The sequence below is a fragment of the Streptomyces sp. NPDC052721 genome (assembly GCF_040678315.1).
Classification (GTDB): Bacteria; Actinomycetota; Actinomycetes; order Streptomycetales; family Streptomycetaceae; genus Streptomyces.
In genome coordinates this window covers 20,544-32,344 of sequence record NZ_JBFATL010000063.1, presented here as the reverse complement: position 1 = coordinate 32,344, position 11,801 = coordinate 20,544, and the positions used below count along the sequence as shown (strand labels likewise).

11 protein-coding genes and 2 pseudogenes are annotated in these 11,801 nt (G+C 71.7%); 7 read left to right on the top strand and 6 right to left on the bottom strand.

Annotated features, from left to right (window positions below; translation table 11 throughout):
* Positions 1-217 precede the first annotated feature (217 nt).
* The 4 genes from ilvD to AB0L21_RS36975 all read right to left on the bottom strand — a co-directional run bounded on the left by ilvD (position 218) and on the right by AB0L21_RS36975 (position 4,681).
* Positions 218-2,071 carry a dihydroxy-acid dehydratase gene (ilvD, locus tag AB0L21_RS36990; RefSeq protein ID WP_365699253.1) on the bottom strand — a complete coding sequence of 618 codons (1,854 nt, stop codon included), beginning with the start codon at positions 2,069-2,071 and terminating at the stop codon, positions 218-220.
* 95 nt (positions 2,072-2,166) lie between these two features.
* Positions 2,167-2,802, bottom strand: a complete 636-nt coding sequence (locus AB0L21_RS36985) for a TetR family transcriptional regulator (RefSeq protein WP_365788481.1) — start codon at positions 2,800-2,802, stop codon at positions 2,167-2,169.
* On the bottom strand, positions 2,799-3,620 hold the full coding sequence (locus AB0L21_RS36980) for a sugar phosphate isomerase/epimerase (RefSeq protein ID WP_365788480.1): 822 nt from the start codon (positions 3,618-3,620) through the stop codon (positions 2,799-2,801). Before AB0L21_RS36980 ends, AB0L21_RS36985 begins: the two co-directional genes overlap by 4 nt.
* A gap of 128 nt (positions 3,621-3,748) precedes the next feature.
* Positions 3,749-4,681 (bottom strand): Ppx/GppA phosphatase family protein, encoded by a 933-nt coding sequence (locus AB0L21_RS36975; protein WP_365788479.1) that lies wholly within the window; start codon positions 4,679-4,681, stop codon positions 3,749-3,751.
* Positions 4,682-4,752: 71 nt separating this feature from the next.
* Here AB0L21_RS36975 and AB0L21_RS36970 point away from each other — a divergent pair, with 71 nt between their 5' ends.
* Entirely contained in the window at positions 4,753-5,586 is an 834-nt protein-coding gene (locus tag AB0L21_RS36970; protein ID WP_365788478.1) for a hypothetical protein, read from the top strand.
* Positions 5,587-5,875: 289 nt separating this feature from the next.
* Here the strand turns inward: AB0L21_RS36970 and AB0L21_RS36965 are convergent.
* Positions 5,876-6,276 (bottom strand): annotated as a pseudogene (locus AB0L21_RS36965) (alpha/beta hydrolase); the annotation flags it as partial.
* Positions 6,277-6,628: 352 nt separating this feature from the next.
* Between AB0L21_RS36965 and AB0L21_RS36960 the strand changes: the two are divergent.
* Positions 6,629-7,775, top strand: a pseudogene (locus tag AB0L21_RS36960) (YbfB/YjiJ family MFS transporter).
* A gap of 59 nt (positions 7,776-7,834) precedes the next feature.
* On the opposite strand, the gene AB0L21_RS36955 reads toward AB0L21_RS36960, so the two are convergent.
* A complete protein-coding gene (locus AB0L21_RS36955) occupies positions 7,835-8,323 on the bottom strand; it encodes an SsgA family sporulation/cell division regulator (protein WP_365709976.1) in 489 nt (162 codons plus the stop codon).
* A gap of 452 nt (positions 8,324-8,775) precedes the next feature.
* On the opposite strand from AB0L21_RS36955, the gene wrbA reads away from it, so the two are divergent.
* The 5 genes from wrbA to AB0L21_RS36930 all read left to right on the top strand — a co-directional run bounded on the left by wrbA (position 8,776) and on the right by AB0L21_RS36930 (position 11,794).
* Positions 8,776-9,387 (top strand): NAD(P)H:quinone oxidoreductase, encoded by a 612-nt coding sequence (gene wrbA / locus AB0L21_RS36950; protein ID WP_365709978.1) that lies wholly within the window; start codon positions 8,776-8,778, stop codon positions 9,385-9,387.
* 221 nt (positions 9,388-9,608) lie between these two features.
* A complete protein-coding gene (locus AB0L21_RS36945; RefSeq protein ID WP_365710005.1) occupies positions 9,609-9,914 on the top strand; it encodes a muconolactone Delta-isomerase family protein in 306 nt (101 codons plus the stop codon).
* Positions 9,911-10,282: an SgcJ/EcaC family oxidoreductase gene (locus AB0L21_RS36940; protein ID WP_365709980.1), complete on the top strand. Its 372-nt coding sequence runs from the start codon at positions 9,911-9,913 to the stop codon at positions 10,280-10,282. Before AB0L21_RS36945 ends, AB0L21_RS36940 begins: the two co-directional genes overlap by 4 nt.
* A gap of 155 nt (positions 10,283-10,437) precedes the next feature.
* On the top strand, positions 10,438-11,154 hold the full coding sequence (locus AB0L21_RS36935; protein WP_365709982.1) for a molybdopterin-dependent oxidoreductase: 717 nt from the start codon (positions 10,438-10,440) through the stop codon (positions 11,152-11,154).
* Positions 11,108-11,794 (top strand): cytochrome b/b6 domain-containing protein, encoded by a 687-nt coding sequence (locus AB0L21_RS36930; protein WP_365788477.1) that lies wholly within the window; start codon positions 11,108-11,110, stop codon positions 11,792-11,794. Before AB0L21_RS36935 ends, AB0L21_RS36930 begins: the two co-directional genes overlap by 47 nt.
* Positions 11,795-11,801 lie beyond the last annotated feature (7 nt).

The window sequence follows — 11,801 nt, the reverse complement described above, 5'->3', positions numbered from 1 at the left end:
AAACGCCCCGATCACGCTGGAGACCACGAACCGCCCGCTGCGCCCGGACGGCAAACGCCCCGATCACGCTGGAGACCACGAACCGCCCGCTGCGCCCGGACGGCAAACGCCCCGATCACGCTGGAGACCACGAACCGCCCGCTGCGCCCAGACGACAAACGACCCGGTGGTACGGCGAAGGGCCGCCCCGACCGGGAGCGGCCCTTGTCGCCGGTGTTCAGCCCAGGCGGGACACGTCGCGCACCGCGCCCTTGTCCGCGCTCGTCGCCATCGCAGCGTAGGCGCGGAGGGCGGCGGAGACCTTGCGTTCGCGGTTCTTCGGGGCGTAGACGCCGTTGAGGGCCTGCTCGCGGCGGGTCAGCTCGGCCTCGTCGACCAGCAGCTCGATCGTGCGGCCCGGGATGTCGATGCGGATGCGGTCGCCGTCCTGGACGAGGGCGATCGTGCCGCCGGAGGCCGCCTCGGGCGAGGCGTGGCCGATGGAGAGGCCCGAGGTGCCGCCGGAGAAGCGGCCGTCGGTGATCAGGGCGCAGGTCTTGCCGAGGCCGCGGCCCTTCAGGTACGAGGTCGGGTACAGCATCTCCTGCATGCCGGGGCCGCCCTTGGGGCCCTCGTAGCGGATGACGACCACGTCGCCGTCCTTGACCTCCTGGGTGAGGATGCGCTGGACGGCCTCCTCCTGGGACTCGCAGACGACCGCCGGGCCCTCGAAGGTCCAGATCGACTCGTCCACGCCGGCCGTCTTGACCACGCAGCCGTCCACGGCGAGGTTGCCGCGCAGGACCGCCAGGCCGCCGTCCTTGGAGTACGCGTGCTCGGCGGAGCGGATGCAGCCGTTCTCGGCGTCGTCGTCCAGGGCCTCCCAGCGCTCGGACTGGGAGAAGGCCTCGGCGGAGCGGACGCAGCCGGGGGCCGCGTGCCACAGCTCGACCGCCTCCGGGGACGGGGAGCCGCCGCGGACGTCCCAGGTCTTCAGCCAGTCGGCGAGGGACGGGCTGTGGACGGCGTGCACGTCCTCGTTGAGCAGGCCGGCGCGGTGCAGTTCGCCGAGGAGGGCGGGGATGCCGCCGGCGCGGTGCACGTCCTCCATGTAGTACGTGCGGTTCTTGGCGACGTTGGGGGCCACCTTGGCCAGGCAGGGCACGCGGCGCGAGACGGCGTCGATCTGGTCGAGGCCGAACGGGACGCCCGCCTCCTGGGCGGCGGCCAGCAGGTGCAGGATCGTGTTGGTGGAGCCGCCCATCGCGATGTCCAGGGCCATGGCGTTCTCGAAGGCCTGGAAGGTGGCGATGTTGCGGGGCAGGACGGTGTCGTCGTCCTGCTCGTAGTAGCGGCGGGTGAGGTCCATGACCGTGCGGGCGGCGTCGACGTAGAGCTGCTTGCGCGCGGTGTGGGTGGCGAGGACGGAGCCGTTGCCGGGCAGGGAGAGGCCGATGGCCTCGGTCAGGCAGTTCATCGAGTTGGCGGTGAACATGCCGGAACAGCTGCCGCAGGTGGGGCAGGCGTTCTCCTCGATCCGGAGGATGTCCTCGTCGGAGATCTTGTCGTTGACGGCGTCGGAGATCGCGTCGACCAGGTCGAGCGTGCGGACCGTGCCGTCCACGAGGGTGGCGCGGCCGGACTCCATGGGGCCGCCGGAGACGAAGACCGTCGGGATGTTCAGGCGCAGGGCCGCCATGAGCATGCCCGGGGTGATCTTGTCGCAGTTGGAGATGCAGACCAGGGCGTCGGCGCAGTGTGCCTCGACCATGTACTCGACGGAGTCCGCGATCAGGTCGCGGGAGGGCAGGGAGTACAGCATGCCGCCGTGGCCCATGGCGATGCCGTCGTCGACGGCGATCGTGTTGAACTCGCGCGGGATGCCGCCGGCCTCCTTGATCGCCTCGCTGACGATCCGGCCGACCGGCTGGAGGTGGGTGTGGCCCGGCACGAACTCGGTGAAGGAGTTCGCGACGGCGATGATCGGCTTCCGGCCGATGTCCGCACCGGGTACACCGGAGGCGCGCATAAGGGCGCGGGCGCCCGCCATGTTGCGGCCGTGGGTGACTGTGCGGGACCTCAGCTCGGGCATCGTCGCTCGCTCCTTCAGACGGATGTGGCTGCTGTCGAGCGTACGCCGCTCATCCAGCTGGCGGGACGTGGTGTCCGCATCGCGGGACGCGCGTTTCACGGAGTCGTCAGGTGGTGCTGTACGACCGGCGCCACCCGGGCGATGATCTGCTCCAGGTCCGCCGAGGCCAGCGGCTCCAGCTTGATCACGTAGCGCATCATCGCCGTGCCCACGATCTGCGCGGCGGCCAGCTCGGCGCGCAGCTCCGCGTCCGGCAGGTCCACTTGGGCGGCGATGCGGCGCAGCAGCTGGGAGGCGACGAGACGGCGGAAGACGGCGGCGGCGGTCTCGTTGTTCACGGCGGACCGGAGGATGGCGAGGAGGGGCGTACGGGTCGTGGGGTTCTCCCAGACGCCGAAGACGAAGCGGGTCAGCCGCTCGCCCACGCCGTCCAGGGCGCCGTCGGCGACCGCCTCCGGCGCGTTCAGCGCGGGGGCGAAGGCGACCTCGATGGCCGCTTCGAAGACCTGCTCCTTGGTGCCGAAGTAGTGGTGGACGAGCGCGGAGTCCACGCCGGCGGCCTTGGCGATGCCGCGTACGGACGTCTTCTCGTACCCGCGCGCGGAGAACTCCTCGCGGGCGGCGGCGAGGATCCGGTCCCGGGTGCCGGCGGACTCGCCGCCTGGGGGTCGGCCCCGGCGCCGGGCGGGCGGCTCGGGGGCGGTGTCGTTCGCCGGCGGGGTGGCGGTCATCGGCGGCTCACCCGTACGGCCGCCGCGGCCAGGTGCTTGCGCGTGAACTCCAGGGCCTCGGCGAGGTCGGCCTCGCGCTCGGCGCCGGACATCGCCCGCCGGGTGTTGACCTCGATCACGACGTGCCCGTCGAAGCCGGTGTGCACCAGGCGCTCCAGCAGCTCGGCGCAGGGCTGGGTGCCCCGGCCGGGCACCAGGTGCTCGTCCTTGGCGGAGCCCCGGCCGTCGGCGAGGTGGACGTGGCCGAGCCGGTCCCCCATGCGGTCGATCATGCCCAGGGCGTCGGTGCGGGCCGTCGCCGTGTGGCTGAGGTCGATCGTGAAGTGCCGGTAGTCGTCGGTGGTGACGTCCCAGTCGGGGGCGTAGGCGAGCATCTCGCGGTCGCGGTAGCGCCAGGGGTACATGTTCTCGACGGCGAACCGTACGTCCGTCTCGTTCGCCATCCGCCAGATCCCGTCGACGAACTCCCGGGCGTACTGCCGCTGCCAGCGGAAGGGCGGGTGGACGACGACGGTGGAGGCGTCCAGCTTCTCCGCCGCCGCCCGGGCCCGCTGGAGCTTGACCCAGGGGTCGGTGGACCAGACCCGCTGGGTGATCAGCAGGCAGGGGGCGTGGACGGCCAGGATCGGGATGCCGTGGTAGTCCGACAGGCGACGCAGGGCCTCGATGTCCTGGCTGACCGGGTCGGTCCACACCATGACCTCGACGCCGTCGTAACCGAGGCGCGCGGCGATCTCGAAGGCCGTCGCCGTCGACTCCGGGTAGACGGAGGCGGTCGAGAGCGCGATGCGCACGTCCACGTCCCTTGGTTCAGCCACGTCCGTCACCTTACGGCGTCGGGTGGTGCCGGTGTTGGGTGCCTATTCGCCGTTGTGAGGTATGCCATTCGGGCGGGTGCGGGTCGTTTGTGGCTTGTCGCGCCGTTCCCCGCGCCCCTGTCGGGGCGCTACGCGGAACCCATGTGATCGAGGCGCCGGAGGATGACGCCCTCCCTCAGGGCCCACGGGCAGATCTCCAGTTTCTCCACGCCGAAGAGGTCCATCGCGCCCTCTGCCACCAGGGCGCCCGCGAGGAGCTGGCCGGCCCGCCCGTCCGAGACTCCGGGGAGTTCGGCGCGCTGGTCGATCGTCATGCCGGCCAGGCGCGGGACCCAGGCCTCCAGGGACTCGCGCTTGAGCTCGCGCTGGACGTAGAGGCCGTCGGCGCTGCGGGCGGCGCCGGCGATGCGGGCGAGCTGTTTGAAGGTCTTGGACGTGGCGACCACGTGGTCGGGGGCGCCGAAGCGGCTGAATTCGCCGACCGTGCGGGCGATCTCCGTGCGGACGTGGCGGCGCAGGGCGCGGACGTCCTCCGGGGCGGGCGGATCGCCGGGCAGCCAGCCGGCGGTGAGGCGGCCGGCGCCGAGCGGGAGGGAGACGGCCGCGTCCGGTTCCTCGTCTATGCCGAAGGCGATCTCCAGGGAGCCGCCGCCGATGTCCAGGACCAGCAGCTTTCCGGCGGACCAGCCGAACCAGCGGCGTACGGCGAGGAAGGTGAGCCGGGCCTCCTCGGCGCCGGTGAGGACCTGGAGTCGTACGCCGGTCTCGTCGGCCACGCGCGCGAGGACGTCGTCGGCGTTGGTGGCCTCGCGGACGGCGGAGGTCGCGAACGGCAGCAGGTCCTCGACGCCCTTGTCCTCGGCGGCCTGCAGCGCGTCCCGTACGACGGCGATCAGCTGTTCGATGCCTTCGTCGCCGATGGCGCCGCTGTCGTCGAGGAGCTGGGCGAGCCGGAGTTCGGCCTTGTGGGAATGCGCGGGCAGCGGGCGCGCGCCGGGGTGGGCGTCCACCACCAGCAGATGCACCGTGTTCGAACCCACGTCCAGGACACCGAGTCTCATGTACGGAACGCTACTGCCAGAACGTCCGTCCTCGGTCCCCGATGCGGCGCCGGGCCACTTACCCTGGACGGGTGCCAAAGACGAAAAAGGCGAAGGCTGACAAGGCGGACAAAGGTCGTAAGGCCGCCAAAACCTCCGTGGAGGCGATGATGGGCGACGAGAAGGGGCTCGACTTCGCCCGCGCCTGGGTGGAGTTTCCTGATCCGGCGGACGACGAGCAGGTCTTCCGCTGCGATCTGACCTGGCTGACCTCTCGCTGGAACTGCATCTTCGGCAGTGGCTGCCAGGGCATTCAGGCGGGCCGGGCGGAGGACGGGTGCTGCACGCTGGGGGCGCACTTCTCCGACGAGGACGACGAGCAGCGGGTCGCCGAGCACGTGGCGCGGCTCACGCCGGAGATCTGGCAGCACCATGACGAGGGCACGCGGAACGGGTGGGTCTCCGAGGACGAGGAGGGTTCCCGGCAGACGCGGCCCTTCCAGGGGTCGTGCATCTTCCAGAACCGGCCGGGGTTCGCGGGCGGGGCCGGCTGCTCGCTGCACATCCTGGCGCTGCGGGAGGGGCGGGAGCCGCTGGAGACCAAGCCGGACGTGTGCTGGCAGCTGCCGATCCGGCGGACGTACGACTGGATCGACCGGCCGGACGACACACGGGTGCTGCAGGTGTCCATCGGGGAGTACGACCGCCGGGGCTGGGGCCCGGGCGGGCACGACCTGCACTGGTGGTGCACCTCGGCGACGTCGGCGCACGGCGCGGGTGAGCCGGTGTACGTGTCCTACCGGGCGGAGCTGACGGAGCTGATGGGCAAGGCGGGGTACGACCGTCTGGCCGAGCTGTGCGAAGCGCGGCTGGCGTCGCAGTTGCCCCTGCTGGCGCCCCACCCGGCCGACCCGGCGACCTCGTAACGACGTTTTCCACCCACCCACCCGACTCGCTCCGCTGAAAGGCCGCGCCTTCCCGGCTCCTCCTAGCTGTCCGTCGGGGTCGGCGTCTCGGCGTCGGTCGGGGTGGGAGTCGGGGTCGGGGGGTCGGAGGGGGGCGGAGGGTCGGAGGGGGGCGGCGTCGGCTCCGTCGGCGGTGGGGACTGCGTGGCGGGGGGTTCGGTGGGCGGTGTGCTCGGCGGAGGCGACGGCGTGGCCGCGTAGTCGGGGTTGTCGAACGCGGCGGCGGTACGCGCGAACGTGGCGTCGTCGGCTGTGCGTTGCGGAAGGTCCGGGAGGGGAGGAACCGCGTGGTTCCGTTCCCCGCAGGAAGGGGACGACCACCCGGTAGCCCCGCGCCGCGAGCAGCGGCGACACGTCGACGGAGCTGTGGATGTCGTACGGCCAGCCGTGCAGGCAGATGACCACAGGCCCGTGCGCCGGGCCCGCCTCCGCGTATCCGACGTCCAGCACTCCCGCCCGGACCTGTTTCAGCGCGGCAAATGAGGTGTGCGTGCCCGGGACCACCGTGGGCACCGCCGGAGGCGTGCTGGTGGCCCCGGCGTACCGCGCGGGCGGGGGTGTCGCGTGCGCCCGGCCTCCGGTCGGCGGGGCGGCGGCAGTGCCCGTCCCGAGACCGGCGGGGCGAACGTCACCGACCGAGCAACTGCCCAATCATGGCGCGCCTCCGACAGGACGGCATTTCATCGCGGCGGGGCGCAAACGCTTCGGTCCCCGGACGCGACGTGTGCCGCCGGCGGAACACGTGCGGAGCAGCTCATGGCACGTGTCCCGCCTCTGGGGAGGCTCAGGTTCCCCGCAGCGAGCAAACCGTTTCCTGGAACTGCGCCGGGCGGCGGGCACGGCCTGACCGCATGGGAAGCAGGCGGAACGTCGTGCCGATGGCTCCCGGTGTCGGCCGGCGGCCGGTCACCGGGTCCTCGTCGGTCGAGGCCCCGGCCCGGGGAGGCCCGCGGATTCGCCGTGGGTACACGTCTTCCGGGCCGCCGCCGCGCCGGCGGCCGGGATGGGTGTCGGCCGCTTCGTTTACACCCCGATCCTCCCGCTGATGCAGGCGCAGGCCGGTCTGTCGGCCGGGGCGGGAGCGGACCTGGCTACCGCCAACTACGGGGGATACCTGGCCGGCGCGCTCGTCGTTACCTTCGCCCCGCGGCTGGTGTGCTCCCGGGTGATGCTGCGCGGCTGTCTGCGCGCGCTGGTGGCCACCCTGGCGGGAATGCCGCTGACCCGCAGCGGCGTCGCATGGCTGCTGTTCCGTCTCGGTGCGGGCTTCTTCAGCGCGGTGATCTTCGTGATCGCCGTGAGTTCCCTGCTCAGCCACCTGCACGAGCATCCTGCCCACCTGTCCGGCTGGGCGTTCGGCGGGGTCGGGTCCGGCATCGCCCTGTCGGGCCTCCTCGTCCTCGGACTGCGCACGGTCGGCAACGGGCAGGCCGCGTGGTGGGCCTCCGCGGCGCCGGCCGCGGCGCTCACGATCGCCGCGTGGGGCCTGCGTCCGGAGCCCGCCGCCCGGCAGACCCCTGGGGCGTCCGCTCCGGGTGCGCGGACGAGCGGGCCGCGCACCCGCCGCTGGTTCGACGCATTGTTCGCGTCCTACACGCTGGAAGGCATCGGCCACATCATCGCCGGTACCTTCCTGGTCGCGGCGATCAACCAGATCCCACCCGGCTGGATCGGCAGCGGTGCCTGGGTGGTGGTGGGCCTGGCGGCCATCCCCTCCTCCGCCGTGTGGGCCGGACTGGGACGCGCTGGTCCGGGCCGGACCTGCTGCCGGCCGCGCTCGGTGTCCAGGCCGTGGGCATCGCCCTGCCCGCGCTGGTCGGGGGAGTGGCGCCCGCGCTGATCTCCGCGGTGCTGTTCGGCTCCACGTTCATCGGTGTGAGCACGCTGGCGCTGGCGGCCGGTACGCATCTGCGGTTCCCGCGCGCCGTGGCCCTGCTGACCGCCGGGTACTCCTTCGGACAGATCCTCGGCCCGCTGGTGGCGACGCCCCTGCTCCACCACGGCTACCGCCAGGCCCCCTGCTCCTGGCCGCCGCCGTCGTGCCGGCCGCGGGGCTGACCGCGTTCGCGCTCCGCACCGGTTTCCCGCACACCATGCCGGACGTCGTGCTGAGCGCGGAGACCGGAGCCGGGGCCACGACGGGCCGGTGAACCGCGTCCCCGGTACACGGAGATAGGCGCCCCACCGCGCGGGGCCTCCCCGGGTGCCGTCATTCCGTCCTTCGGCCGGTCCCGCGCATCCAACCGGCGAGGGACTCGTCCAGCCGCAGCATGCCGCTCTCGGCGCCGGCCGCCACGCGGCCGTAGGCGCGGTCCAGGAAGCGCCGCAGCGCGGTGGCCGGCGCGGACACGATGGTGGTGCCGGTCGGCGAGCTGATCCGGATGTGCAGCGCGCCCCGTCCCGCGCCCAGCAGGTGCGGGCGACGTGGCGCGGGCCACGTCTGTACGTCTCCGAGACCGGCGGGCCTCGACAGTCCCTCCGCCAGCAGATCCCGTGCGAACACCCATTCCACCGGTGGCGTCACACCCGAGTCCACCACCATCCGCACGGCGTAGGGCTCGTCGCTCCCGTAGTGGAAGGACAGGGTGACCGGAACGGTGACCGAACCGTCGAGGAGGACGGTGCCCTCACAACGGCAGCTGGTGCCCGGCCGGGGGGAGGACGCCGGGCCGGGGCGGTGGGTGGAGTGATGGCTCATGTCGTGCTCATTCGCTCAGGCGCTGCGCCGCGATGGCGCCCGCGGGCACGGCCGACTCGCCACGGAGGAACGAGGTGCCGTGAGTACGCCATGGCCAACAGATGACCGGTCGTCTGGCATTCCGGTGGCCGATCGAGGAGAGGTTCCCGACATCTCCGGAGACGTGCGGAAGCAGCCGCCGAATACGCGGGGGCTGCTTCTCGTCGGCATCCCGGTACGTCTCCAACAGCCGCAGCCACACCTCGCTGATCGTCGGGAAGGCGGGGACGGCGTGCCAGAGCCGCTCGACCGGCTCCCGGTTGGGGTCCGCGGGGATGCGTCCCGGGACAGCACAGCTGGGACCCGCCTTGAGCGGCCCCGAGACGACGTTGACTCTAGTAGACCGGTCGTCTAGCTTGGGTGGCCGGTCGGCTAACAATGTCGCCGCCCATCCCCCGAATGGAGAACCCCACGTGTCCACTCCGATCAAGCTCGCCATCGTCTACTACTCGTCCACCGGTACGATCGCCGAGATCGCGCAGGAGCTGCACGATGCCGGTGTGAAGGCGGGTGCCGAGGTGCGCCTGCTGAAGGTGGCCGAGCTGGCCCCGCAGGCGGCCATCGATTCCAACCCGGCCTGGGCCGCCCATCACGCGGCCACCGCGAACGTCCCCGAGGCCACCACGGCGGACATCGAGTGGGCCGACGCCGTCGTCTTCGGCACGCCGACCCGCTTCGGCAATGTCTCCTCGCAGCTGAAGCAGTTCATCGACACGCTCGGTGGCCTGTGGGCCGAGGGCAAGCTCGCGGACAAGGTGTACAGCGGCTTCGTCTCCACCGCTACCGACCACGCCGGCCACGAGTCCACGCTGCTGGCCCTGTACAACTCCGTGCACCACTTCGGCGGCATCATCGTCACGCCGGGCTTCACCGACCCGCAGAAGTTCGTCGACGGCAACCCCTACGGCACCTCCCACGCCGACGGCCAGGGCACCAAGCCCGTCGGCGAGACCACCCGCCTCGCCGCCGCCATCCAAGCCGAGCGCGTCGTGAAGATGGCCGCCGCCCTCCGGACCGCCGCCTGACCGGAGCACCGGACACACCTGTCGGCGCCGTCGCCCGGCCGCCGACAGGTCCGGGACGGCTCGGCCGGACGGGACGGCGCCGGATGCTTACCGCGCCGTCCGGCGGTGACCGGCCGACCATGTTCTCACCGAGCGATGCAGCTCCGGCGCCCTGGGGACATCCCGCTCCGGGCAGACCGTGAAGTCCCGCGGTCCCGAAGTACCTGAGAGGACGAATGACGATGAAGGAATTCCTGGTCGTGCTCACCACGACCGTGCCCGAGGGCACCGACGTCGCCGAGGTGGACCGGCGACGTGCGGCCGAATCCGTCCGGGCCGGGGAACTGGCCGCCACCGGACACCTGTTCCGGCTGTGGCGCCCGGTCGGGGAGCTGCGCAGCATCGGGGTGTGGCGTGCGGACGACGAGGCCGGCCTGCGTGAGAAGGTGCTCGGCACCCTGCCCCTGTGGCCGTGGATGACGGCCGAGATCACCGCCCTGCAGTCACACCCCAACGACCCGGGCCCCACCGGAGGAGAAGACCGATGAGCGGCACAGCAGCACCCGAAGCCGTCCTGCGCGGCGTCGTGGACCAGTGGAAGAGCGCGGTCGACGCGCACGAGCCGGAGAAGGTCGCGGCGCTCTTCACCGAGGACGCCATCTTCCAGGGGCTTCGTCCCTACAGCGTGGGCCGTCCGGGGGTCGCCGCGTACTACGACTCCCAGCCGATCGGGCTGACCGCCGAGTACCAGGTGCTCGAGACGCGGAGCCTCGCGGACGACGTCCTCCTCGGGTATCTCGACGTCGACTTCCGTTTCACCGACCGGCCGGCCATCCACGTCGCTCTCAGCATCGTTCTCAAGCGCGTCTCCGACCGCTGGTACATCTCCCACTATCAGGTGACCAGGCTCGGCTGACACATCTCGTTGACAGGCTCCGCGCCGCCGTGCCACCATCCTAACCTGTTAAACAGGTGACGGTGTTGACGTGGTGTGACCACACCGGTTGGCAGAGCCTGCGTCATGGGGGAAGCGCGCCGTGAAGACCGTTGCCACGGCGAAGGAGCACAGACATGGCGGTAGGGCCGGACCAGGATCGTGAAGGAGCGCCGGTGGGCCGGCGCGCGTTGTTGGGCATGCTCGCCACGGGCGCCGCCGGGCTCGCCGCCGCGCCGTATCTGCAACGCGGCTGGGAGGGATTCCTCTCGTCCGCCTCACAGGTGGACGCGACGGGCATCACCGGCCTGTTGCCCAACCCGGGCGGCTTCCGGTACTACAGCGTGGTCGGCTCGGTGCCGCGCAAGGACGAGACCAACTACACGCTGCGGATCGACGGCCTGGTCGACCGGCCGACGACCTATTCGCTGCCGCAGCTGCGGGACCTGCCGCAGAGCCGGGTCGTCCACGACGTGGTGTGCACCGACGGATGGCGGGTCAACGACACGCCCTTCACGGGCGTGAAGCTGGCGGATCTCCTGGATGCCGCCGGAGTGCGCTCCGAGGGCAAGGCCGTCCGGTTCACCTGCTTCGACGGTGCCTACACCGAGAGTCTCACCCTGGAGCAGGCGCGCCGCTCGGACGTGCTGATCGCGCTGACGTTGCAGGACAAACCGATCAGCCACGCCCAGGGTGGGCCGGTCCGCCTCTACGTGGCCCCGATGTACTTCTACAAGTCGGCCAAGTGGCTGTCCGGTATCTCGGTCACCGACAAGGTCGTTCCCGGCTACTGGGAGGAGCGCGGATATGCCATCGACGGCTGGCTCGACGACGCCGGCCGGCGCGCGGCATGAAACAGGCGGCAGGGTCCGCCGGTTCGCCCTCGCCCCACGCCTGGTGCACCGGACCACCGGGTGGCTGATGCTGGTGTGCCTGCTGACCGCCGCCTGTCTGTACCTCGGCCCCGTCGCCCAGCTCGTCGGGCGGCGGTACCTGATGATCACGCTCCACGAATGGTCGGGTGTGCTGCTGCCGGCGCCGACCCTGCTGGGGCTCTTCTCCCGCGAGTTCCGCGCGGACCTGCGCCGGCTGAACCGTTTCGCCGTGTACGACCGGCAGTGGCTGCGCGCTGCACGCAGGCGTCTGTCGTCGCCGGCGGCGCGACCGGCGGGAAAGTTCAACGTGGGTCAGAAGCTGTACGCCGGCTGGATCGCGGGTGCGGTGCTCGTGATGATGTTCACCGGACTGCTCATGTGGTTCATGGGATTCCTGCCGGACATCTCGCGCACCAGCGCCATCTTCGTCCACGACTGCCTGGCCTGGGCCATCACGTTCGTCCTGCTCGGACACATGCGCAAGGCCTACCGGGATCCAGAGGCACGGCTGGGGATGAGGTCCGGGTACGTGAGCAGGTGCTGGGCGGCGCGCGAGCACTCTCGGTGGGTGCCGGACGAGGACGTGCGCCCCGCGGCCGACGAGGCCCGCGACGCGTGACGCCTGC

What these genes read in the sequence shown, in the direction of transcription:
- ilvD (WP_365699253.1), bottom strand. Translation starts at nt 2,071, where the DNA reads ATGCCCGAGCTGAGGTCCCGCACAGTCACCCACGGCCGCAACATGGCG.
- AB0L21_RS36985 (WP_365788481.1), bottom strand. Translation starts at nt 2,802, where the DNA reads ATGACCGCCACCCCGCCGGCGAACGACACCGCCCCCGAGCCGCCCGCC.
- AB0L21_RS36975 (WP_365788479.1), bottom strand. Translation starts at nt 4,681, where the DNA reads ATGAGACTCGGTGTCCTGGACGTGGGTTCGAACACGGTGCATCTGCTG.
- AB0L21_RS36955 (WP_365709976.1), bottom strand. Translation starts at nt 8,323, where the DNA reads ATGAGCCATCACTCCACCCACCGCCCCGGCCCGGCGTCCTCCCCCCGG.
- AB0L21_RS36945 (WP_365710005.1), top strand. Translation starts at nt 9,609, where the DNA reads ATGAAGGAATTCCTGGTCGTGCTCACCACGACCGTGCCCGAGGGCACC.
- AB0L21_RS36940 (WP_365709980.1), top strand. Translation starts at nt 9,911, where the DNA reads ATGAGCGGCACAGCAGCACCCGAAGCCGTCCTGCGCGGCGTCGTGGAC.
- AB0L21_RS36935 (WP_365709982.1), top strand. Translation starts at nt 10,438, where the DNA reads ATGGCGGTAGGGCCGGACCAGGATCGTGAAGGAGCGCCGGTGGGCCGG.
- AB0L21_RS36930 (WP_365788477.1), top strand. Translation starts at nt 11,108, where the DNA reads ATGCCATCGACGGCTGGCTCGACGACGCCGGCCGGCGCGCGGCATGAA.